18 protein-coding genes are annotated in these 22,526 nt (G+C 68.7%); 8 read left to right on the top strand and 10 right to left on the bottom strand.

The window, feature by feature from the left end; all coding sequences use genetic code 11:
- Positions 1-24: 24 nt before the first annotated feature.
- From QH948_RS13910 to QH948_RS13920, 3 genes are read right to left on the bottom strand one after another with little or no spacing between them, the layout of a single operon-like run.
- Entirely contained in the window at positions 25-1,074 is a 1,050-nt protein-coding gene (locus QH948_RS13910; protein ID WP_281144921.1) for an ABC transporter permease, read from the bottom strand.
- On the bottom strand, positions 1,071-2,123 hold the full coding sequence (locus QH948_RS13915; protein WP_281144922.1) for an ABC transporter permease: 1,053 nt from the start codon (positions 2,121-2,123) through the stop codon (positions 1,071-1,073). Before QH948_RS13915 ends, QH948_RS13910 begins: the two co-directional genes overlap by 4 nt.
- Positions 2,120-3,628 (bottom strand): sugar ABC transporter ATP-binding protein, encoded by a 1,509-nt coding sequence (locus QH948_RS13920; RefSeq protein ID WP_281144923.1) that lies wholly within the window; start codon positions 3,626-3,628, stop codon positions 2,120-2,122. The genes QH948_RS13915 and QH948_RS13920 overlap by 4 nt, the downstream gene beginning before the upstream one ends.
- A 159-nt stretch (positions 3,629-3,787) precedes the next feature.
- Here QH948_RS13920 and QH948_RS13925 point away from each other — a divergent pair, with 159 nt between their 5' ends.
- The 5 genes from QH948_RS13925 to QH948_RS13945 all read left to right on the top strand — a co-directional run bounded on the left by QH948_RS13925 (position 3,788) and on the right by QH948_RS13945 (position 10,719).
- Positions 3,788-4,840, top strand: coding sequence for a LacI family DNA-binding transcriptional regulator (locus QH948_RS13925; RefSeq protein ID WP_281144924.1), 1,053 nt, complete (start codon positions 3,788-3,790; stop codon positions 4,838-4,840).
- Between the two features lie 72 nt (positions 4,841-4,912).
- Positions 4,913-6,079, top strand: coding sequence for an L-rhamnose isomerase (gene rhaI / locus QH948_RS13930; RefSeq protein WP_281144925.1), 1,167 nt, complete (start codon positions 4,913-4,915; stop codon positions 6,077-6,079).
- Between the two features lies 1 nt (position 6,080).
- Positions 6,081-8,546, top strand: coding sequence for an FGGY-family carbohydrate kinase (locus QH948_RS13935; RefSeq protein ID WP_281144926.1), 2,466 nt, complete (start codon positions 6,081-6,083; stop codon positions 8,544-8,546).
- A 317-nt stretch (positions 8,547-8,863) separates the two neighbouring features.
- Positions 8,864-10,075 carry a sensor histidine kinase gene (locus QH948_RS13940; RefSeq protein WP_281144927.1) on the top strand — a complete coding sequence of 404 codons (1,212 nt, stop codon included), beginning with the start codon at positions 8,864-8,866 and terminating at the stop codon, positions 10,073-10,075.
- A complete protein-coding gene (locus QH948_RS13945) occupies positions 10,072-10,719 on the top strand; it encodes a response regulator (RefSeq protein ID WP_281144928.1) in 648 nt (215 codons plus the stop codon). The genes QH948_RS13940 and QH948_RS13945 overlap by 4 nt, the downstream gene beginning before the upstream one ends.
- Before the next feature lie 125 nt (positions 10,720-10,844).
- Here the strand turns inward: QH948_RS13945 and QH948_RS13950 are convergent, their stop codons facing one another.
- Positions 10,845-12,185, bottom strand: coding sequence for an MFS transporter (locus QH948_RS13950; protein ID WP_281144929.1), 1,341 nt, complete (start codon positions 12,183-12,185; stop codon positions 10,845-10,847).
- Positions 12,186-12,188: 3 nt separating this feature from the next.
- Complete coding sequence (locus tag QH948_RS13955) at positions 12,189-13,379, bottom strand: TerC family protein (protein ID WP_281144930.1); 1,191 nt, start codon at positions 13,377-13,379, stop codon at positions 12,189-12,191.
- Positions 13,380-13,572: 193 nt separating this feature from the next.
- Here QH948_RS13955 and QH948_RS13960 point away from each other — a divergent pair, with 193 nt between their 5' ends.
- Positions 13,573-15,468 carry a penicillin-binding transpeptidase domain-containing protein gene (locus QH948_RS13960; RefSeq protein ID WP_281144931.1) on the top strand — a complete coding sequence of 632 codons (1,896 nt, stop codon included), beginning with the start codon at positions 13,573-13,575 and terminating at the stop codon, positions 15,466-15,468.
- 213 nt (positions 15,469-15,681) lie between these two features.
- Here the strand turns inward: QH948_RS13960 and QH948_RS13965 are convergent, their stop codons facing one another.
- The 3 genes from QH948_RS13965 to QH948_RS13975 form a co-directional block, all read right to left on the bottom strand.
- Entirely contained in the window at positions 15,682-16,890 is a 1,209-nt protein-coding gene (locus QH948_RS13965; protein WP_281143793.1) for an IS110 family RNA-guided transposase, read from the bottom strand.
- A 995-nt stretch (positions 16,891-17,885) separates the two neighbouring features.
- A complete protein-coding gene (locus QH948_RS13970; RefSeq protein ID WP_281144932.1) occupies positions 17,886-18,230 on the bottom strand; it encodes a DMT family transporter in 345 nt (114 codons plus the stop codon).
- Positions 18,227-18,541 (bottom strand): DMT family transporter, encoded by a 315-nt coding sequence (locus QH948_RS13975; RefSeq protein WP_281144933.1) that lies wholly within the window; start codon positions 18,539-18,541, stop codon positions 18,227-18,229. The genes QH948_RS13970 and QH948_RS13975 overlap by 4 nt, the downstream gene beginning before the upstream one ends.
- A gap of 140 nt (positions 18,542-18,681) precedes the next feature.
- Between QH948_RS13975 and QH948_RS13980 the strand changes: the two genes are divergently transcribed.
- Both QH948_RS13980 and QH948_RS13985 read left to right on the top strand, forming a co-directional pair.
- The gene (locus tag QH948_RS13980) at positions 18,682-20,343 is read left to right on the top strand and encodes a DUF885 domain-containing protein (RefSeq protein ID WP_281144934.1); all 1,662 of its coding nucleotides are present in this window, start codon (positions 18,682-18,684) and stop codon (positions 20,341-20,343) included.
- Positions 20,344-20,351: 8 nt separating this feature from the next.
- A complete protein-coding gene (locus QH948_RS13985) occupies positions 20,352-21,095 on the top strand; it encodes an extensin family protein (protein ID WP_281144935.1) in 744 nt (247 codons plus the stop codon).
- A 205-nt stretch (positions 21,096-21,300) separates the two neighbouring features.
- Here QH948_RS13985 and QH948_RS13990 read toward each other — a convergent pair whose 3' ends face one another.
- Both QH948_RS13990 and QH948_RS13995 read right to left on the bottom strand, forming a co-directional pair.
- Complete coding sequence (locus QH948_RS13990; RefSeq protein WP_281144936.1) at positions 21,301-21,786, bottom strand: flavodoxin domain-containing protein; 486 nt, start codon at positions 21,784-21,786, stop codon at positions 21,301-21,303.
- Positions 21,787-21,865: 79 nt separating this feature from the next.
- Positions 21,866-22,468, bottom strand: a complete 603-nt coding sequence (locus QH948_RS13995; RefSeq protein WP_281144937.1) for a DsbA family protein — start codon at positions 22,466-22,468, stop codon at positions 21,866-21,868.
- Between the last annotated feature and the right edge of the window lie 58 nt (positions 22,469-22,526).

The following is a 22,526-nucleotide window of genomic DNA, read 5'->3' on the forward strand; positions in this document are numbered from 1 at the left end:
TGGGTGGTGGTGGGTGGTTGGTGACTAACCGGTCGTGGCCGGTTGCTGGGTTGCTGACCGCAACGCCCGGCGGGCGCGCTGCCTCTTGAACCAGTCGAGGACCGAACTGGCGATGACGGACGCCACGAGGAGGACGCCCGTGATGATGTTGATGACATCGGAGGTGACGTTGGCCAGGCGCAGCGCGCTGGACAGGGCACCGATCAGGAACACGCCGGCGATCACGCCGTGCAGCGCCCCGCGGCCGCCGAAGACGGACACGCCGCCCAGCACGACCGCCGCGATGACCTGCAGCTCGAGGCCGGTGGCGTTGTCACCGCGGGCCGAACCGTAGCGCAGGGTGAAGTACACGCCCGCCAACGCCGCGATCGTGCCGCTCAGCACGAACAGGATCAGGCGGGTCCTTGCGACGTCGACGCCGGAGAAGGCGGCCGCCTCCTTGCTCAGGCCAATCGCGAAGATGCCGCGGCCGAACTTGCTGAAGTGCAGCATCCACACCGCGCCGATGAGCAACACGACGAACAGGATCATGATGACGGGGATGGGGCTGTCGCCGATCTTCGCGCGGGCCAGCTTGGTCCACTCCTGCGGGAACCCGGTGACGGCCGTCGTGCCGAGCAGTCCGACGGCGATGCCGCGGAACAGCGCCATCGTGCCGATGGTGACGGCCAGGGCCGGCAGGTCGATGTGGGTGATGAGCCAGCCGTTGAACAGGCCGCCGACGGCGCCGACGACCAACGCGAGGACGATGCCGACGGGGACTGGGAGCCCGGCCTGGAAGGCGACACCGAACACCACGGAGCTCAGCCCCACCATGGAGCCGACCGACAGGTCGATGTCCCCGGTGATCATGATGGGCGCCATGAGGAGCGAGATGAGCAGGATCGTCGCGACGTCGAGCATCAGATAGGTGGCGGTGGCGGCCGAGGCGAAGCTCGGCACGATCAGCGACGCGCCGATCAGGACGACGATCAGCAGGGCGATGATCGCCGACTCGCGGGTGAGCAGCAGGCGCCGGACGATCGGCTGCGCGAAGTCCTTGTAGGTGCGCGGGGCGGTGGTCTCGCTCATCATCGGTCTCGCTTCTCGAGGAGCTTCTGGTGGTTGCGCTTCGCCATCACCCGGTCGAGCACGATCGCGCCGAGGATCAGGGCGCCGACCACGGCCTTCTGCCAGAAGTCCGGGATGCCGAGGACGGGCAGCGCGCGGTTGATGGTCACCAGCAGGAAGGCGCCGAGCGCCGCGCCGATGACGGTGCCGGTGCCGCCGGTGATGGCGACGCCGCCGATCACCGCCGCGCCGACGGCCTGGAGTTCGAACCCGTCGCCGGCCTGGGAGTTGATCGTGCCGTAGCGCGCCGCGTACAGGACGCCGCCCAGGCCGGCCATCGCGCCGGAGAACACGAAGGCCATCAGCACGCGCTTGGTCTTCTGCAGGCCGTACAGCTCTGCGGCCTCGGGATCGGAGCCGATCGCGTAGAACTCGCGGCCGCCGCGGGTGTTGTGGAGGTACCAGGCGACGACGACGAGCGCGACCAGCGCGATGATCGTCAGCACCGGGATGCCGAGGATCTGCTGCGTGCCGAGCTTGAGGAAGCCCGACGGCATGTCGGAGGCGTTGATACGGTTCGAGCCGGTCCAGGCGACGTTGATGCCGCGGAAGGCGTACAGCGTGCCCAGCGTGATGACCATGGCCGGCACCCGCCCGAAGGCGACCAGCGCGCCGTTGATCAGGCCGAGGAGGCCGCCGAACGCGAGGCCGATGAGGAACATCAGCGGGATCGGGATCGACGGGAAGGCCACGAACAGCGTGCCGACGAGGTAGGCGGTCAGGCCGAGCACCGAGCCGACCGACAGGTCGACGCTGCGCGTGATGATGACCACCGCCTGGCCGAGCGCGACGACCAGCAGGATCGACGGGGTAACGAGCAGGTCCCGGAACCCGTCGGCGCTGGTGAGGAACGTGGGGTTCCGCAGCGTGGTGACGGCGATGATCAGGATCACCGCGATGGCGATGCTGGTCTCGCGGGAGGCGAAGATGCGCGTCAGGGGGCTCTTCTTCTTGAACGCCGGGTCGGCGGGCTTCTTGCCCACGACGGACGGCTTCTCAGCGGTGCTGGTCACGCCGCGTCCTCCTTCTTCGAGTGGGTGGCCGCGTGCATGACGGACTCAGGGGTGGCCTCGGAGCGGTTGAGCTCGGCCGTGATCCGGCCCTCGCACATGACAAGAACGCGGTCGGCCATGCCGAGCACCTCGGGAAGCTCGGAGCTGATCATCAGGATCGCCAGCCCCTTGCACGCGAGTTCGCTCATCATGCGGTGGACCTCGGACTTGGTGCCGACATCGATGCCGCGGGTGGGCTCGTCGATGATCAGCACCTTCGGGTTGGTCGCGAGCCACTTGGCGAGCACGACCTTCTGCTGGTTGCCGCCCGACAGCGTGCCTGCGACGGTGTCCATGGCGTTGGCCTTGACCTCCAGCCGGGCGGCCCATTCCTTGGCCGAGATGTTCTCGCGGTTGACTGTCACGATGCCATTGCGGACGATCTGGCTGCGGATGGCGTCGGTGATGTTCGTGCGGACGGTCGCGTCGATCACGAGGCCCTGCTTGCGGCGGTCCTCCGGAACGAGCGCGAGCCCCTGGTTCATGGCGGTGGCGGGGCTCTGCGGCCGGATCTGCCTGCCGTCGATCTTGACGGTTCCCGACTCGTAGGGGTCTACTCCGAAGATGGCGCGAACGACCTCGGAGCGGCCGGCGCCGACGAGGCCGGCGAGGGCGACGATCTCGCCGGCGTGCACGTCGAAGCTGATGTCGGAGAACTGGCCGGGCATGTTGAGGTTGCGCACCTCGAGGACGGTCTCGCCGATCTCGGCGGTCATCTTCGGGAACAGCTCGTTGACGTCGCGACCGACCATCATCTTCACGATCTCCGGCACCGACGTCGAGTCCGTGTCGACGGTGGCGATGAAGGCGCCGTCGCGCATGACCGTGATGCGGTCGCAGAGGTCGAAGACCTCCTCGAAGCGGTGCGAGATGAACATGAGCGCGCGGCCCTCGTCGCGGAGCTGGCGGGCCACGGTGAACAGGCGGTCCACCTCAACGCCCGAAAGGGCGGCGGTGGGCTCGTCCATGATGAGGACCTTGGCGTCGAGCGAGATGGCCTTGGCGATCTCGATGATCTGCTGGTCGGCGATGGAGAGGCCGTCGGCAGGGCGGTCGGGGTCGATCTGGACGCCAAGTCGCTGCATGAGGCCTTCGACCTCGGCGCGCATGGCCGGACGGTCGATGCGGCCGAAGCTCTTCGTCAGCTGTCGTCCCATGAAGATGTTCTCGGTGACTGACAGGTCCGGGAAGAGGGTGGGCTCCTGGTAGATGACGGCGATGCCTGCCGCCTTCGACTCTGCGGTGCTGCGGAAATCGACGGGCTGGCCCTCGAGTTCGAAGGTCCCGGAGTCGCGCTCGTAGAGGCCGGCGATGATCTTGACCAGCGTGGACTTGCCCGCACCGTTCTCCCCGACCAGGGCGTTGATGGACCCGGAGCGGAGCTCCAACTCGCCGTCGCGCAGAGCCACGACCGAGCCGAATCTCTTGCTGACTCCCGTCAGCGTGAGAGTGGCTGTTGCCGCCATACCCAGCCTCCTTGCTTCTCGACGTCGGGCTCATCCTTGAGCCGACGCGGGTAGGTTGAGGAGGACACTACGTGGTGAGATTGAAACGTGTCAATCACTTCGAAGATAACGAATTGATTACTGTGGCGACTTCCGCATCCGCGCCCTAGAGTGTCCGACGTGACCACCCCCGGACGCGACGGCCACGGGCGCCGCCAACGCATCAGCACCCGCGAGGTTGCCGCGCGCGCCCAGGTCTCGATCGGCACGGTCTCCAACGTCCTGAACTACCCCGACCGCGTCCTGCCAGCCACGCGCGAGCGCGTCGAGGAGGCCATCCGCGAACTCGGCTGGGTACCGAACAAGCAGGCGCGCGACCTCCGGGCCGGCCGGAGTCAGACCATCGGGCTGGCCGTGATGGACGTCACGAACCCCTTCTTCGCCGACCTCCTCCGCGGCGCCAACTCCGCCCTCGAAGCAGCCGGCTACCGCACGGTGATCGGCGATGCCGACAACGACCTCGACCGCCAGCAACGGATCCTGCACGGCTTCCTCGAGCAACGCGTGCGCGGCGTCATCCTCGGCCCGATCGGCCTGGAGGCGGCGGACCTCGACGAGCTGACGCACGCGGGCATCAACACCGTCCTGGTCGACCGCGTCCTCGAGGGGGGCATTTGCTGCACCGTGGGCGTCGACGACGTCGCGGGCGGCCGGATCGCGGTCGAGCACCTCCTGGAGCGCGGGCATCGCCGGCTCGCCATCGTCGGCGGCAGGTCGACGCTTGCCCAGGTCCGCGACCGCCGCCTCGGGGCCCAGGATGCCGCCGACGCGGCCGACGCGAGCCTGCTGTCGATCTCCACGGACCAGCTCGACTTCGCCGGGGGCCGCCGGGCAGCCGGGGAGCTCGCTCTGATGGACCCGCACGAGCGCCCGACCGGGGTCTTCTGCACCAACGACCTCGTCGCGGTCGGGCTGCTGCAGGGGCTCATCGTCCACGGCCTGCGCGTGCCGGACGACGTCGCGATCGTCGGCTACGACGACATCGACTTCGCCGCGGCCGCGGCGGTGCCGCTGTCGTCTGTCGGGCAGCCGCGCCGCAGGCTGGGTATCACTGCGGCCGAGCTGCTGATCGCAGAGTTCGACGCGACCGCGAACGGGCCGGCGCACGTCCACCAGGCCGTCCAGTTCACCCCCGAGCTGGTCGTCCGCGATTCCAGCGCCCCCGCACACTGATCCTTGACTCATCCGGAGGCGGAGGGTACCTTCTCATTATTGAAACGATTCAACCCTTCGATGAGGAAGAGCATGACTGCATTCGACGCCATCACGGACCAGCTCGCGCAGCAGGTCATTGAGGTCCCCTCGTGGGCCTACGGCAACTCTGGTACCCGCTTCCGCGTCTTCGGCTCCCCCGGGACCCCGCGCACGGTGTTCGAGAAGCTGGCCGACGCCGCCCAGGTCAACGCGTACACCGGCCTGGCGCCGAGGGTCGCGCTCCACTACCCCTGGGACAAGGTGGACGACTGGAAGGCCCTGTCTGACTATGCGGCGGAGGTCGGCGTCGAGCTCGGCACCGTGAACTCGAACACGTTCCAGGACGAGGACTACAAGTTCGGCAGTCTCGCGCACCACGACCCCGCCGTGCGCCAGAAGGCCATCGACCACCACCTCGAGTGCATCGAGATCATGGACATCATCGGCTCCACCGACCTCAAGATCTGGCTGGCCGACGGCACGAACTACCCGGGCCAGGGCGACATCCGCCGTCGCCAGGACTGGCTCGCCGACTCGCTGGCGAAGATCTACGCCTCACTCGGCGCCGAGCAGCGCCTCGTGCTGGAGTACAAGTTCTTCGAGCCGGCGTTCTACCACACCGACGTCCCAGACTGGGGCACGTCGTTCGCACACGTCAGCGCGCTGGGCGAGAAGGCGTTCGTCTGCCTCGACACGGGCCACCATGCCCCCGGCACCAACATCGAGTTCATCGTCGCGCAGCTCCTGCGGCTCGGGAAGCTCGGCTCCTTCGACTTCAACTCGCGCTTCTATGCCGACGACGACCTGATCGTCGGCGCCGCCGACCCCTTCCAGCTGTTCCGCATCATGTACGAGGTGCGTCGCGGCGGCGGCTTCGACCCGAACTCGGGTGTCGCGTTCATGCTCGACCAGTGCCACAACGTCGAGGACAAGATCCCCGGCCAGATCCGCTCCGTGCTCAACGTGCAGGAGATGACGGCCCGCGCGCTGCTCGTCGACACAGTCGAGCTGGAGGCCGCGCAGACCGCAGGCGACGTGCTGGGCGCGAGCGCGATCTTCATGGACGCGTTCTACACCGACGTCCGCGGCGACCTGGCTCGCTGGCGTGAGTCGCGGGGTCTGCCCGCCGACCCGATGAAGGCCTTCCGCGAGTCGGGCTACCTGGCGAAGATCGCCGAGGAGCGTGTCGGCGGCACCCAGGCCGGCTGGGGCGCGTGACGTGGCGGTCATCGCCGTTGATCTCGGGGCGACGAGTGGCCGGGTCGTCCTGGCCACCGTCGCCGACGGGTCCGTCGCGCTGACCGAGGTCCACCGCTTCTCCACGGCCGCCCGCCAGACCGACGACGGGCTGCGCCTCGACATCGAGGGCGTGTTCGCCGAGGTCCAGCGCGGCATCACCGCCGCCGTCGAGGCCGCCGAAACGCCGGTGACAAGCGTAGGCATCGACTGTTGGGCCGTCGACTACGGTCTCCTCGACGCCGACGGCGCACTGCTCGACGAGCCGTACAACTACCGCGACCCGCGCACCGCCGCGGGGCTGGCGGCCGTCCGCGAGCGCATCGGGCACGAGGAGCTCTACGCGCGTGTCGGCATCCAGGACAACGCGATCAACACCATCAACCAGCTGATGCACGACGCCACGTCGGGTCGGCTGGCCCGGGCCGCAAGGTTCCTCATGCTGCCGGACCTGATCGGCTACTGGCTGACCGGTCGCGCCGTCGCCGAGCGGACCAACGCGTCGTCGACGTCGCTGCTGAGCCCCGTCACGCGCGACTGGGACTGGGACGTCATCGACCGCCTCGGCCTGCCTCGCGGCGTGTTCCCCGAGTTGGTCGATCCGGGCGAGGTCGTCGGGACCATCACCGTCGGCGCGGCCGCCGGGGTGCCGCTGGTCGCCGTCGGCTCGCACGACACCGCGTCGGCGGTGGTCGCCGCACCGCTGCTGCGTACGGGCGACGTGTACCTGTCGTCGGGTACCTGGTCGCTCATCGGGATGGAACTCGACGCACCGGTCCTCACCGAGGCGGCGAGCGCCGCGAACCTCACCAACGAGGGCGGCGTCGACGGGACTGTCCGCCTGCTGAAGAACGTCATGGGCATGTGGATCCTCTCCGAGGCGCTGCGCACCTGGGAGGCCGATGGCGCCCCCGAGGAGCTCACGGACCTCATCGCGCGGGCGGCCCACGTGAGTGACGCGCCGCGCTTCGACGCCACCAGCCCGGCCCTGCTCGCGCCTGGCGACATGCCGGCGCGGGTGAAATCCCTAGTCGGGGGCGATCCGCGCCTTGACGACCCGGCCATGTTCACCCGCTCGGTGCTGGAGTCGCTCGCCGACGCCTACCGTGACACCGTCGACGAGCTGGTCGCGATCACCGGGCACCGGCCCGGCCGCATCGCGGTGGTGGGCGGCGGATGCCTGAACTGGCTGCTGTGCCGACTGACCGCGGAGCGCACCGGCGTCGCGGTGACCGCCGGCCCCGTCGAGGCAACCGCCATCGGCAACGTGCTCGTCCAGGCCCGGGCAACCGGCTTGATCACCGGAACCCTCGACGACCTCAGAAGGATCGTGATGAACTCTTTCCCCCTCACGCACTACCTCCCCCGTCCGACCGAGGAGCTCGCTGTCATCACCGCTCTGAGCAACGAGTTCGGCGCCGATCCCGCGTTCACCCGGGCCGGCGGCGGGAACTCGTCAGCCAAGGCCGACGGTGTGCTGTGGATCAAACCGAGCGGAACCTCGCTGGCGACCATGACCGCCGAGGACCTGGTGCCCCTGGACCTCGACGTGCTCAACGGCTCACTCGAGGCCCCGGACCCCGACCCGTCGTTCGGTGACCCGGTCAACCACATCGCGGGCCTGGCTCGGCGCGACGAGGGCCCGCGTCGGCCCTCTGTGGAGATCCTGTTCCATGCGCTGATCCCCGACACGTACGTGTTGCACACGCATCCACTGATGATCAACGCGGTCACCTGCAACGCCGACGGTCGCGAGCTGACGGCACGCCTGTTCGGCGACGAGGTGCTGTGGGTGGACTACGTGGATCCTGGGCTACCGCTGGCCCGCCTGATCAAGCAGGAGCGCGAGGCGTTCACGGCTCGCACGAGTCAGGAGCCCCCGCGCGCCACGTTCCTGATGAACCACGGACTGATCGTCTCCGGCGCCACCGCCGAGGAGGTGCGCGAGACGAGCTATGCGATTCTCGGCAGGATCGAGACGGAACTGGCCGGGGCGAAGTCCCTTGTCAGCGCCGCTGAGGCGTTCCGCGCCGCGCGCGGGGCGGCCGCCGTCGCGACCGACGCCGGTCCGCTGGCCCGCGAGTTCCCGGTCTCGGAGGCGGGGGCCGCGTTCCTGACGGCCGGTCCGCTCATCCCGGACCAGATCGTCTACGCCGGCTCGTTCCCGCTGGTGGCCGCCGACGCCGAAGCCGTGCCCGCCGCGCTCGAGGCGTACCGGGCCGAGCGGGGTCTCGACCCCGTCGTGCTGGTGGTCCCTGGGGTCGGGGTGGCCGCCGTCGGGGACGCGGAGAAGACGGCCCGCACCGCCCTGGAGGTCTACGTCGACGCCCTGACGGTCGCGGAGGCCGCCAGCCGCCTCGGATCGGTGCGCGCCCTCGACGAGCGCGAGCGTCGCTTCATCGAGACCTGGGAGGCCGAGGCCTACCGCAAGCAGGTCGCCGCGTCGTAGCCCGGACGCACGTCGGCCCGCCGTCCTCCAGGGGACGGCGGGCCGACGGCGTGTCTGGGTCAGTCGGTGGCTTCGGCCCACAACTCCCGGCGGCGCCTGGCCGCACTGCGGTCGACGAGGCCGGTCACGGAGATCGCGATGGTCACCATCGCCATCAGCCAGAAGAACTTTCGGAACATGCCTCCACCATAGGCAGACGACGGGACCCCGTGGAAGGGGTGTTGGCGAAGATCAGACCGCGGTGCACCGTCGCGCCGCGGTTGGCAGTCCCAGGTCTGACCACCCCTGAGGACCCGCCGCATAGTCTGTGAGGCATCATGTTCGACTTCCACTGGTCCACGGACGGCCGCCTGCTGACGCGAGACCTTGCCTTGGCCGGTGCGCTCGCGGCGGCGAGCATCCTGCCGCTGACGGTGGTGCCGGATGCGGGCTTCCTACCCAGGGCGGCCCTGTGGTCCGCGCTGATGTGTCTCTCGGTCGTCGCCCGGAGGGTGGCCCCGCGGCTGGCGCTGGGGATCGTCGCCGCTGCCGGCATCGGGATGGCTGTGACGGTGTCGGCGCCGGTTCCGGCGCTGTTCGCCGTGCCTGTCGTCGTGTACTCCGTCGGCCGATACGACAGGCTCTCCATGATGGCGCCCGTCGCACTGCTCGGAGTCGTCGGATCGATCGTCGGGCCCATGGTGTGGACGAGGACCCTCGAACAGGGCTATCAGTTCGTCGGCACCGCGCTGCTCGTCCTGGTGTGCGCGGCCGTCGTCGCGCTCTCCTACCTGGCCGGTCGGTTGGTGCGTCTGCGTCACTACACCGAGTCTCTGGACCGCGAGATCGCCACGGAGAAGTTCGTCGCTGCCCAGCGGCAGTCCGCGCAGGAGCTGGCGATCGCCGAGGGGCGGGCGCGCACCGAGGTGGCGCAGGAGCTGCACGACGTGCTGGCCCACTCCCTGTCGATCATCGTCGTGCAGGCCGAGGGCGCGAAGGCCCTGACCACCAAGCGCCCGGAGGCCGCCGTCGAAGCTCTGGGTGTGATCGCGGACACGGGACGCAAGTCGATCGCCGAGGTGCGCCGCATCGTCGCGGTGATGCGGGGCGAATCGGAGACTCCCGACTTCGGCCCAGCCCCGACGCTGAGCCAGATCCCGGACCTGGTCGCCGCATCCGGGGGCAGGGTGAGCCTGCGCGTCGAGGGGGAGCCGCCCGTAGTTCCGGAGTCGCTGGGGCTGGCCGGGTTCCGGGTCGTGCAGGAGTCTCTGACGAACGTCCTGAAGCACGCGGGGCCGACGGCGCATGCCGAGGTTGTCATGACCTACTCCCCACAGGAGGTCGACATCGTCGTGCGGGACGATGGGATCGGCGTGCTCTCGAGCAGCGATGGCCACGGCTCCGGTGTCCGCGGGATGCGGGAGCGCGTCCAGGCGATGGGCGGCACGTTCCGGGCGGGGCCGCGATCGGGGGGCGGCTTCGAGGTGCACGCACGACTGCCGCTACCGAGCCAACTGGGCACGAGCTGGCTGAGAGGAACGAACAGATGATCAGGGTGTTGCTGGCCGACGACCAGGCGCTGGTGCGCTCCGGATTCCGGATGCTCATCGACTCCGCGGACGACATGACCTGCGTCGGCGAGGTCGAGAATGGACGCGACGCGGTGGCGCTCGTGAAGACCCGCCCGGTCGACGTGGTGCTGATGGACATCCGCATGCCGATCATGGACGGCACTGAGGCGACGCGCCAGATCGCGGCGCTGGGACTCGACACCAAGGTTCTCGTGCTGACCACCTTCGACCTGGACGAGTACGTCTTCGCGGCCATCCGCAACGGGGCAAGCGGGTTCCTGCTGAAGGACGCACTCCCCGACGAGTTGCTCGGCGCCATCCGCGCTGTGGCGGAGGGCGACGCGGTCGTCGCACCGTCGACCACGCGGCGCCTGCTTGACCACTTCGCCGACCTGCTTCCCCAGGCGGGAGCGAAGCAGGACGACCGGCTGGCCGTGCTGACCGAGCGCGAGCGCGAGGTGCTCGTCGAAGTGGCCCGCGGGTCGAACAACCAGGAGATCTCGCAGCACCTCTACATGGCCGAGGGAACCGTCAAGACGCACATCGGCCGGCTGCTGAGCAAGCTCGGAGCCCGCGACCGCGTCGGCCTTGTCCTGATCGCCCACGAGGCCGGCATCCAGTAGGGGCCGGCCCCGCCTGCCACCCTCGCAGGTCCCTCCCCCTTGCCCTCACCGTGCACAAGAGTGGCTTTTGTGCACGGAACGGAACTGGGGTGGGGCGTCTGGGCAAGAGTGGAGCAGGCCGGACGTCAGGCCCGGGTCGGGACCAGGTCCTCCGTGCCCTTCTCGAACTCAGCGGCGCCGAGGCGACGCCGCGACGCTGCCAGAACCGCCGCACAGCCGAAGTAGACCAACGCCATGACGACGAAGGCGGTGGTGGACAGGCCGCTCGACGGGAGGACGAACGCCGCGACGACTCCCGCCAGCACGAAGGCGCCGTTGAAGGTCATGTCGTAGAACGTGAAGACCCGCCCCTTGTAGCCCTCGTCGATGTGCGCCTGCACGATGGTGTCGACGCAGATCTTGAACGACTGCACACCCAGGCCGATGAGGAAACTCCCGAGGTACAAAGCCCACTGGGCCGACGTGCCGGACACGGCCACCGTGACGACCCCGGCGCCCACCAGCAGCGCGAACCCGGTGCGGGCCAGCCCCAGCCGGCGCACCAGCACGGGCACCAGAGGGGCCGACAGGATGAACCCGGCACCGGTGAAGACGCCCCACACGGTCAGGTCGGCGAGCGCCGCGTCGGGCTGGTCGATCGGGTGCCAGATGTTGCGCGCGGCCAGGATGATCGCGACGCTGAGCAGCCCGAACAGCAGCCTGGTCACGCCCATCAACGACAGCGCGACGACGGCCACCCCGCGCGACGCCAGGTGTCGGCCCGCCTCACCGAGCCCGGACAGGACCTCCCGCACGCCTGAGGAGTCGCGTGATTCCGTCGCCGACGGGCCGAGCGCGTCTCGCGCGAACCCGCGGCACCGCAGCACCGAGCCGACGAACAGCACCGCTGCCAGCCAGAAGACCAGGGCGTTGGCCCCGTCGGCGCCCAGTGTGTCCGCGAAGGCGAACCGCGCGGCGATTCCCACGACTGCGCCGATGACGACGCCGAGCGGGCCGACCGTCGGCACGATCGAGCTCGCGGTGAGGTACTCATCCTCCTCGACGGTGTGCTGCAGCCCAGCCGACAGGCCGGCCAGCATGAACCGGTTGATGCTCATGGCCACGAGCAGCGCCCCGAACAGCACCACGCTCCAAACCCCGCCGGTGCTCCCGGTGAAGATGACGACGCCGATGGTCACGGACAGCACCGCCCGCGCGACATCAGACCACAACGCCACGTCGCGTCTCGACCAGCGGTCTAGTAGCGGTGACACGAAAGGCCCGATGACGGTGAACGGCAGCAGCGTCAGGGCAAGCACGCCGGCGATGGCCCATGCGTCGGGCTGGGATGTCGGCGAGAAGAGGATGTAGCTCGCCATCCCCACCTGCAGCGTGCCGTCGGCCGCCTGGCTCAGGATGCGCAGGGTCAGCAGACGGCGGAAGGCTGCGTGCCTCCACAGGCGCCGCAGGGCAGAGATGAGCGTCAAGGATCAGTTCCCCGTCGCCTGCGCGTGCAGCTTCTCGGCCTTCTGGACAGCCAGCGTGGCGCCGGTCTCCTCCATCATCTGCTCGATCTGCGGCTGCCTCGCGGCATCGAACGCCGCCAGCTTCTCGACGGAGGCCACCATCTTCTGGAAGTACTCCTCCCGCTCGCCCTCATCCCCGTGGTACTCGGTGTGAAGGTAGCTGTGCGCATTCCGCTCGACGGAGCGAACGGCGGTCATGACCTTCCCCTTGGGCGAGACGAGCGACGCGATGACCGTGAGGGTCAGGACGGCGATGATGACGATCAGAGAGTGGGCCGGGTCGAACGTGTAGACGTGGACCGGCTCTCCGCCGTTGATGAAGCCGACCTGGTTGGTGTGCAGCGCCTCGAGCACCAGCTTGACGCCGATGAAGCCCAAGATGATCGCCAGCCCGTACTTGAGGTATACGAGGCGGTCGAGGAGTCCGTCGATCAGGAAGTACAGCTGACGCAGACCCATCAGCGAGAACGCGGTCGCGGCGAAGACGATGTAGACATTGGTCGTCACGGCGTAGATGGCGGGGATGGAGTCCAGGGCGAAGAGAATGTCGGTACCGCCGATGGCCACCATGACAAGCAGCATCGGGGTCAGGACCCTCTTGCCGTTCTCGACGGTGAACAGCTTGTCGCCGTCGTAGTGGTCGGTGGTGCGCAGGAAGCGCTTGGCCAGCCGGATGACGAGGTTGTTCGAGTCGTCGTGGTCCTCGTCCTCGGGGGCGAGGAGTTTGCCGGCCGTCAGCAGGAGGATCAGGCCGAAGAGATAGAAGGCCCAGGTGAAGTGGTCGATCAGGGCCATGCCGGCGAAGATGAACAGGCTTCGCATGATGAGCGCGAACACGATGCCGAACAGCAGCACCTTCTGCTGGTCCTTGCGCGGGACGGCGAAGCTGGAGATGATCACCAGGAAGACGAACAGATTGTCGACCGACAAGGCCTTTTCCAGGATGTACCCGGAGAAGTACTCGATGCCGAGGTGGTGGTCGCCGACCGCGAGCAGCACCAGGCCGAACACGATCGCGATGCCGACGTAGAAGGCCGACCACCAGGCCGCCTCCTTCAGCGTCGGCTCGTGCGCCTTGCGCACGTGGAAGAAGAAGTCGAAGGCCAGGAGTCCGAGGATCACGACGAGCGTGATGGCCCAGACCCATGCGGGCATGTTGGTAGTCGTCAAAGCAACTGCTCCTGAATACGGGCAAGAAAACGGGTTTCTGCCACCGGTACCCTTCAGGGCCAACGTCGATGACCCCACCAGGGTACCGGCGAAGCGGGGCTTCCCCCAATGCGACGGTGCCCGTCCCAGGCCGTCTCCGGCGGCCGGTAGCCTTGGGCCCGACGACGGGAGGTCCTTGATGCGACGTCTACTGACGGTGCTGCTGGTGACGACGCTGTGCCTGGTCGGATGCGCCCCGGACGGCGACGACGGAGAATCGACCCCAACGTCGACGGCGCAGCCACCGGCCGACCTGCCCGCCGCGGACGACGCCGTCACGTCCCTGGTCGCGGCGCTCAACGAGCACGACGTCAGCGAGCTGACCACCGTCAACGCCGCCTCCGACGCCCAGGCCGACTTCACCACCATCTTCACGGGGATGGACGAGATCTACCCCAGCGTCACGGCCGGCGCCATCACGTATGACGGGGCCGACGGGGCGTCGGCGACGCTGAATATGGACTATCCGCTCGGTCTGAACGGGTGGTCATACACGTCGACGGCCTCGTTCCGCTATGTCACCGACACCTGGCGCCTCGACTGGCAGCCGTCCATCATCCATCCCGATCTGACATCCGCCTCGCGGATGCGGCACACCCAGACGGCCGCAAAGCGGGGTGCCATCAACGACCGCGACGGCAATGCCATCGTCGAGGAGCGTTCGCTGTACGAGATCGGGCTCGACAAGTCGAAGGTCGAGGAGGCCGAGTGGGAGACCGCCGCGGGTGACCTCGCTGACCTCCTGGACATCGACAAGAAGTCCTACGTCGAGAAGGTCCTCGCCAACGGGCCGAAGGCCTACGTCGTCGGCGCGAAAGTGCGGCAGAGCGCCATCCCCACCAATATCTCCGACGTGCCGGGGGCCATGGTGCGCGAGGTGCGCGCCGTCCTCGGCCCCAGCGACTCGTTCGCCGTCCCCATCCTCGGCGCGGTCGGCGCGCCGAGCGCCGAGCAGATCGAGGAGTCCGCGGGCACCCTGACGAGCGCAGATATCGTCGGCACGAGCGGCCTGCAGGCCCGATACGACGAGACGCTGCGCGGCGTGCCGCTGGTGAAGGTCGACCTCGTCGCACGCAAGGTCGCCGCGGGCGAGACCGCGGAGCCCGTCGAGGAGAAAACCCTGTTCCAGCAGGACGCGTCCGTGTCGTCGTCCATCAGCATCAGTCTGGACCGCAACCTCCAGACCAAGGCCGAGAAGGTCCTGAAGAGCCAGAAGGGCACCGCGGCGCTCGTCGTCATCGACCTGCACGACGGCGGGGTGCTCGCCGCCGCGCAGTCCGAGGCCGCCGGAACCTACCCGTACGTCACCTACGGCAAGTACGCGCCTGGGTCGACGTTCAAGGTCGCGACGTCGCTCGCGATGCTCCGCAAGGGCAAGGAGCCGTCGTCGACGGTGAACTGCCCCAACTCACTGAAGGTCAACACCTACACGTTCGGCAACTACTCGGGATACCCGTCGTCCGCGACGGGCAAGGTGCCGATGGAGACCGCCTTCAAGTACTCGTGCAACACGGCGTTCGCCGGCGCCAACGTGTCCGCGAAGCAGCTGCACGCCGCCGCGGCCTCGCTCGGCGTCGGCGTCGACTACGACGCGGGGTTCACCGCCTACTTCGGCACCGTGGATCCGGGCAACAAGATCGACCTCGCCGCGTCGAAGATCGGCCAGGGCCAGGTCACCATGTCGCCGCTCGGCATGGCCGCCGTCGCCGCGTCGGTCGGATCCGGCCAGACGACCATCCCGTGGCTCGTCGAGGGTGAGGCGGCGAAGTCGACCGCCGCACCGCTCTCGTCGACGGAGACCAAGCAGCTCCGGCAACTGATGAAGGCCACCGTCGACTCGGGCACGGCCACGAAGCTGCAGGGCATCATGACCGGCGCGAAATCCGGCACGGCGCAGTGGGGCAAGACCGGCGACCTCAAGACGTCGGCGTGGATGATCGCCTACAACGACGACGTCGCGGTCGCCTCGTTCGTCGAGGTCGGCGACTCCGGCGGCACCACCGCCGCCCCGCTGATCGTGAAGCTGTTCTCGTAGTCGGTCCCCTGAGCCGCACCCCGGTTCCCTGAGCCACACCCGGTTCCCTGAGCTCGTCGAAGGGCGCCGAGCGCAGCGAGGCGCAACTCGGGTTGACCCTTCGCTCCGCTCAGGGCGTTTCGACAGGCTCAACGACCCGGAATCGGTTCCCTGAGCCGCACCCGGCTCCCTGAGCCGCACCCGGTTCCCTGAGCTTGATGCTCCTATGTGGTGTCAAGCGGTTGTGAGCCATTCTCTGTAGCGGGTGGTGAGGGTGTCGTTGCGCAGTGTTCCGCGTTCGATGCCGGAGATGCGGGCTGGCCAGACGCCGAGTGCGTGGCCGGCTTGGGTGGTGGTGAGGCCTTTGGCGTGGCGGAGGGGTCTGAGGTCGTTGATGGGTGGGACCACGGGTGGGGTCCAGATCGCGGTGATGATCAGGTGGGAGATGTAGCGCTTGAGGCAGCGGGTCGCTTCGCGGCGGGTTTTGCCTTCTGCTTGTTTCTTCGCGAGGTAGGCGATCGTGTCAGGATCGATGCGGGCTCTGGCCAGGGCGATGGTGTGTAGGGCCCGGTTCGCGCGTCGGTCTCCGCCGCGGTTGAGGCGCATCCGGTGGGTTTTGCCGGAGGAGGCGGGGATCGGGGCGACGCCGCAGAGTTTCGCGAACGCTGCCTTCGAGTGGATCCGGGTCGGGTCGTCGCCGACGGTGACCAGCAGTTGGGCGGCGGAGATCACCCCGACCCCGACGAGATCGAGGACGCCGGGTGCTGTCTGGGCGACCAGGGTCTGCAGCTGGGGGTTGAGGAGGTTGATCTCGTCGTCGAGGTCACGGATCCGTCGCGCCAGGGACCGCAGCGCGGTCATGGTGGAGGACTGGTCGACGGGGCCGTGGGGTCGGCAGGCGGCCAGCTTCGCGTGGAGGGCCTTCCCAGTGAGTCGGCGGTAGGTGTCGCGGACCTGGTCCGGGGCGGTCACGAGCAGGCTTTTGAGTTGGACGATGGCCTGGGTGCGGGCCTTGACCGCGGACTCCCGCGCCGTCAGGAGGACCCGGATCGCTTCAACATTGCCGGTGCCGGGTTTCGGCAGGGGGAGGGTCTCGCCGGTCAGGAGGGTGCGGGCGGCCAGGATCGCGTCCAACGGGTCGGTCTTGCCATGGAGTCTGCGGGCGGCGCGTTTCGGGCGGATCACCTCACGCACTGCGATCCCGGCCCGGGTCAGGAACCGGGACAGGCCCGCCCCATACGACGAGGTTCCCTCGACCCCGACCAGTGCGACCGTCCCGAACGAAGTGACGAAGTCCAGCAGCTGGCGGTACCCGGTGAGACTGGTCTCGATCTCCAGGTCGCCGAGGAGTGCCCCGGTGGTGTGGTCGAGGACCGCGACGTGGTGGGTGGCGAGATGGGTATCGACTCCCGCTACCACTGTGGATGGATGGGTTGGCATCATGTGAGGTGTCGCCTTTCAAGGGGGGTGACACCTGCTCGGGGACCAGGCAGTCAGGACGCTGACGGCGGCTTGCCAATCAAGCCCCAGGCTCCTATCAAGACATGCCACGGGTCCCCGGGCAGGACTCCGAGAATGTGTCCCCGCCCCGGGCGGAGTGGACAGATCAAACCCAAGACACGAAGTCAGTCGAAGGGAGAGCCACACCCCGCCGAGACGAGGACCTAACAAGTATCAGCGTCGAAGGGCGCCGAGCGCAGCGAGGCGAAGACCCGGCCCCGAGGCATTCACCCACCAGGACCCTTCGCTCCGCTCAGGGCGTTTCGACAGGCTCAACGACCCGGAATCGGTTCCCTAAGCCACACCCGGCTCCCTAAGCCACAACCGGCTCCCTGAGCTCGTCGAAGGGCGCCGAGCGCAGCGAGGCGAAAACCCGGCCCCGAGGCATTCACCCACCCAGGACCCTTCGCTCCGCTCAGGGCGTTTCGACAGGCTCAACGACCCGGAATCGGTTCCCTAAGCCACACCCGGCTCCCTAAGCCACACCCGGTTCCCTGAGCTCGTCGAAGGGCGCCGAGCGCAGCGAGGCGAAAACCCGGCCCCGAGGCATTCACCCACCCAGGACCCTTCGCTCCGCTCAGGGCGTTTCGACAGGCTCAACGACCCGGAATCGGTTCCCTAAGCCACACCCGGCTCCCTAAGCCACACCCGGTTCCCTGAGCTCGTCGAAGGGCGCCGAGCGCAGCGAGGCGAAAACCCGGCCCCGAGGCATTCACCCACCCAGGACCCTTCGCTCCGCTCAGGGCGTTTCGACAGGCTCAACGACCCGGAATCGGTTCCCTGAGCCGCCCCGGTTCCCTGAGGCGCACCCGGTTCCCTGAGCCACAACCGGTTCCCTGAGGCGCACCCGGTTCCCTGAGCCACACCCGGTTCCCTGAGCCTGTCGAAGGGCCCCGAAGCGAAGCGAGGGGGAGGCTGACCTCAGCGCCCCAACGGCCTCAGTGTTCCGCCACCGAGGCATCGAGGCGCTTCAGGCCGACGACGCAGCCGATGATCGCCGCGAGGAACATCACCTTCAGCCATGACAGCTCCTCGTTGCCCGTCGCCGCGGCATACGCAACCGTCAGCACCGTACCGACGCTGGTCCACACGGCGTAGGCCGTCCCTGTCGGGATGTGGCGCATGGCGGCGGCCAGGCCGATCATCGACCCAACGACCGCGACGGCGAACACCACCGTCGGCAGCAGCACGCTGAACCCGGCGCTCGCGGACAGCGCGTTCGCCCACACGGCCTCCAGCACGGCGCTGGCGAGCAGCACCGGCCACGCGTAGCCCGGCTTCACGAGATCACCTTGAGCCCGATGACGCTGACCACGATCCCAGTCAGCAGCAGCACCTTCTTCACGCTGGCCGACTCGGCGCCTGTCAGCATCGCCCAGGCGACGGTGAGCGACGCCCCGGTCGCGGTCCACACGGCGTACGCGGTGCCGGTCGGCAACGTCGCCAGGGCAGTGCCGAGACCGACGAGGCTCAGCACTCCGGCGACGATGAAGACAACCGTCGGCACGGGCCGTTTGAGCCCGTCGGAGCGCCCGAGCGCCGTCGCCCAGACGGCCTCGAGCACTCCAGAGCCGATGAGAATGACCCAGGCCATGAGAGTTTCCCCTTCGCACGTGAACCCCCTGAGGGGTGGCCAGTCGTGCGTAACCGGGTACTGAACCGTCGTCCGGGGCGGGGTCGCCGGGGTCCATCCTACCCGACGTCGCCCCCGTCGCCCCTGATAGTTTCGGGAGCATGAGTGAGACCCGCACCCCCCTGGATCAGATCGCCGACGCGTATGTCGACACCATGGTCAGCCTCAGCCCGACCCTTGCGACGCACCTCGGCTTCGAGGGCGACCACACCGCGCTCGACGACTACTCCCCCGCCGGCCTCAAGGCCGTCGCCGACGCGACCCGCGCGACTCTGCGCAAGGTCGAGGACGCCGAGGCGCTCAACGCCAACGATGTCGTGACGCGCAACGCGATGATCGAGCGGCTCTCGCTCGAGCTCGAGCTGTTCGACGCCGGCGAGACCTACGCGGCGCTGAACAACCTCGCCTCCCCGCTGCAGGACATCCGCAGCATCTTCGACCTGATGGCCACCGACACCGAGGACGACTGGCGCACGATCGCCGGCCGCATGGCAAACGTCGGCGGCGCGATCGACGGCTACATCGAGTCGCTGCGCTACGCCGCCGAGCGTCCCGAGCTGCCATTCCCCGCGATCCGCCAGATCAACATCGGCATCCAGCAGTCCGACGAGCTGGCCGGCGACACGTCGTTCTGGAACCAGCTGGCCGACGACGACCGCGCGCCCGACTCGCTCCGCGTGGACCTCAAGGCCGGCGCCGACGTCGCCCGCGCCGCCTACGCGCGCCTGGCCGACACGTTCCGCTCGCTGACCGACCGCGCCCCCGTCGCCGACGGGGTCGGGCGCGAGCGCTACCAGCGCTTCTCGCGGGAGTTCCTCGGCGCCACCGTCGACCTCGACGAGACCTACCAGTGGGGTCTCGAGGAGCTGCAGCGGATCATCACGGAGCAGGAGGCCATCGCCGTCGAGCTGTACGGCGACGGCACCACCCCCGAGGAGGCCATGAAGCGTCTCGATGAGGACCCCGGCCGCCAGCTGCAGGGCACCGACGCGCTCCAGAAGTGGATGCAGACCACCGCCGACGCGGCCGTCGACGCGCTGGCGGGCGAGAGCTTCGACATCGCCGACGAGCTGCGTCGCCTCGAGTGCTGCATCGCCCCAACGCAGGACGGCGGAATCTACTACACCGGCCCGACGGCCGACTTCTCCCGACCGGGTCGCATGTGGTGGTCCGTCCCGCCGGGCGTGACCGAGTTCGCCACCTGGCGCGAGAAGACCACCGTCTACCACGAGGGCGTTCCGGGTCACCACCTGCAGATCGGGCAGGCGACCTACCGCGCGAAGGACCTGAACAAGTGGCGTTCGCTGCTGTGCTGGGTCTCCGGGCATGGCGAGGGCTGGGCCCTGTACGCGGAGCGGCTGATGGCTGACCTCGGTTTCCTCGACGATCCGGGCGACCGCATGGGCATGCTCGACGCGCAGCGCATGCGCGCGGCCCGTGTCGTCCTCGACATCGGCGTCCACGTCGGCAAGGAGTGTCCCGAGGAGTGGGGCGGCGGCATCTGGGACGAAGCGAAGGCCTGGCCGTTCCTGAAGGCCAACGTGAACATGGCCGAGGAGTTCGTGCGCTTCGAGCTCGACCGCTACCTCGGCTGGCCGGGACAGGCACCGTCGTACAAGGTCGGGCAGCGGCTGTGGGAGCAGGCGCGCGACGAGACCGCGGCCCGCGAGGGTGACGAGTTCAGCCTGAAGGCGTTCCACTCCCGGGCGCTCGACCTCGGGTCGGTCGGGCTCGACGTCCTGCGCGAGGCGCTGGCCGGCTGACGGGGATCGTGGTCAGAAGGCGCGCCCTGCTGGCGGCGGCGGTGACGCTGCCGCTGACGGGGTGCGTCGACGTCGGTTCGTTCGACGGGTCGACGCTCGGCGGCTGCCGGACCCCGGACAGCCTGGTCTCGTTCGACACCGTCGGCGGGGCGCCACTGGCCTACGAGCTGTCGGGGAACCGGCAGGCGTTCCGCGCCGACCCGCGATTCATCGAACTCCTCGACGCCTGGGCCGCCGACTGGGAGTCGGCGGCCGGGCTCGGACAGCTGACGGAGATCTCGACCTACGGCGCCTATGTCGACCGCTGCGAGTCCTGGCACGCGGCGGGACGCGCCTTCGACTTCGCCGTCGTGCGACACGAGGACGGCGAGGTGTCGTGCCGCTACGACGAGTGGGGCGACGACGCGGGTCGGCTGCGGGACTACTGGCGGCTGGCCGCCTCGCTCGCGGCGCACCTCACGTACACGCTGACACTCAGCTACAACGCCCAGCACCACAACCACATCCACGTGGACAACGGGGTGAGCGGCTACGACGCCCCCCGGTTCCGGGAGCAATCACGCGCCCAGGTGCAGGTGATCCAGGGCGTGGTGCGCCACGTGTTCGGCCGCGACTGCCCCGAGAACGGAAGCTATGACGACGCGACCCGCGACGCCGTGCGCTCCGTCCAGTCCCAGCTGGGCATCACCGCCCCGCTGGCCGACGTCGACGGCTGGCGCCAGTTCCTCACCCGCGCCGCCTCGGGAGGCTGACCCGCCTGCTCACTGGGGTGCGACGGCAGGATGAACCCGTTGCACGAGTCAGCCGGGACGCCGCCGACGACTTCAGCCCAGAACTCGGCCAGAGCGGTCGGGGTGACGGCGTTGATGGTGATGCAAAGGACGGTGAGAAGCGCCATGCCCCGGGGCTATCGGGGCGGTTCGCCCCTCCCTCGTCGGGCCGCGCGCTGATGGCGGCCTACAGCTCGACGAGTTCCTGCGCCCAGGCGCGGGCGGCCGCCCGGTCGACGTTGTCCTGCTCCGGCTTCCGCAGGATCCTGAGCAGGAGCCGGCCGAAGAACCCGGTCTTCGACTTCTCGTACCGGCCCGCGAAGGTCGCGCTGGCCGCGGCTCCGATCGGCTCGACGGCCGAGGCGTTGTACCCGAGGGCCTCTTCCTGCTTGCCGGGGTCGGCCGCGTTGAGGCAGGTGTTGAACACGGCGACGGTGGTCGACTCGAGGTTCGGCTGATTGGCGTTCAGCCACGCCACGGCCTCGGGGTAGAAGCGTCCGGCGTTGATGCCTGAGCCCACCACGACGAGTTCGGCGTCACGCACCTGGGGCGCATCCTGCAGGCACTCGACGCGCACCTGGTCTCCGTTGGACCGCAGCTCCCGGGCGATCGCGTCGGCGATCTCGTGGGCAGCGCCGAGTCGGGTTGCGTAGGCGATCAGGACGTTGCGCATGGATCGACAGTAACGCCCGTCGTCGCGGTAAGGCTTGCCTGGGGTCCGCAACAGGCGACCCCAGGCATGTCGCAGCTTGTCAGTCGAAGATCGGGTCGACGGTGCGGGTGCGCTTCAGCTCGAAGAACCCGGGGTAGGCGGTGACCTTCACGAAGCCGTCGAACAGATCGCCGGCTGCCTCGCCCTTGGGCGCAGGCGAGATAACGGGCCCGAAGAGGCTCATGCCGTTGACGCGCAGCACCGGGGTGCCGACCTCGTCACCGACGGGGTCCATGCCCTCGTGGTGCGAGCGACGCAGGTCGTCGTCGGCTGCGTCGGTCTGGGCGATATCGACGATGTCCGCGTCGGCGCCGACCGCGTCGAGGGCGGCCTTCAGGGTCTCGAGCGTGCGGGGCTCACCGTTCGGGTGGAAGCGCGTCCCGATCTCTGTGTAGAACTCGGCGAGCTTCTCCGAGCCGTGCCGCTGCTCGACCAGGAGGGCCGCGCGGGCCGGGGCCCAGGCCTTGTCCAAGTGATCGCGGTAGGCCGGATCAAGGTCGCGGCCCTCGTTCAGCACCGCGAGGCTCATGATGTGGAACGTGGTCTTGACGTCGCGCACCTTCTCCACCTCGAGCATCCAGCGGGACGTCATCCAGGCCCAGGGGCAGGTGGGATCGAACCAGAAATCAACACTCGTCGTCATGAACCCATCTCAGCACAGCCTCAAGGATGCAGGCCGACGACTCTGTCAAGCCATCAGC

This window comes from Tessaracoccus lacteus, from assembly GCF_029917005.1.
In the GTDB taxonomy this organism is placed as follows: domain Bacteria; phylum Actinomycetota; class Actinomycetes; order Propionibacteriales; family Propionibacteriaceae; genus Arachnia; species Arachnia lactea.

Excerpts from the sequence above, each read along its gene's own strand:
- QH948_RS13910 (WP_281144921.1), bottom strand. The coding sequence starts at position 1,074 with ATGATGAGCGAGACCACCGCCCCGCGCACCTACAAGGACTTCGCGCAG.
- QH948_RS13920 (WP_281144923.1), bottom strand. The coding sequence starts at position 3,628 with ATGGCGGCAACAGCCACTCTCACGCTGACGGGAGTCAGCAAGAGATTC.
- rhaI (WP_281144925.1), top strand. The coding sequence starts at position 4,913 with ATGACTGCATTCGACGCCATCACGGACCAGCTCGCGCAGCAGGTCATT.
- QH948_RS13940 (WP_281144927.1), top strand. The coding sequence starts at position 8,864 with ATGTTCGACTTCCACTGGTCCACGGACGGCCGCCTGCTGACGCGAGAC.
- QH948_RS13945 (WP_281144928.1), top strand. The coding sequence starts at position 10,072 with ATGATCAGGGTGTTGCTGGCCGACGACCAGGCGCTGGTGCGCTCCGGA.
- QH948_RS13955 (WP_281144930.1), bottom strand. The coding sequence starts at position 13,379 with ATGCCCGCATGGGTCTGGGCCATCACGCTCGTCGTGATCCTCGGACTC.
- QH948_RS13960 (WP_281144931.1), top strand. The coding sequence starts at position 13,573 with ATGCGACGTCTACTGACGGTGCTGCTGGTGACGACGCTGTGCCTGGTC.
- QH948_RS13965 (WP_281143793.1), bottom strand. The coding sequence starts at position 16,890 with ATGATGCCAACCCATCCATCCACAGTGGTAGCGGGAGTCGATACCCAT.
- QH948_RS13975 (WP_281144933.1), bottom strand. The coding sequence starts at position 18,541 with ATGGCCTGGGTCATTCTCATCGGCTCTGGAGTGCTCGAGGCCGTCTGG.
- QH948_RS13980 (WP_281144934.1), top strand. The coding sequence starts at position 18,682 with ATGAGTGAGACCCGCACCCCCCTGGATCAGATCGCCGACGCGTATGTC.
- QH948_RS13990 (WP_281144936.1), bottom strand. The coding sequence starts at position 21,786 with ATGCGCAACGTCCTGATCGCCTACGCAACCCGACTCGGCGCTGCCCAC.
- QH948_RS13995 (WP_281144937.1), bottom strand. The coding sequence starts at position 22,468 with ATGACGACGAGTGTTGATTTCTGGTTCGATCCCACCTGCCCCTGGGCC.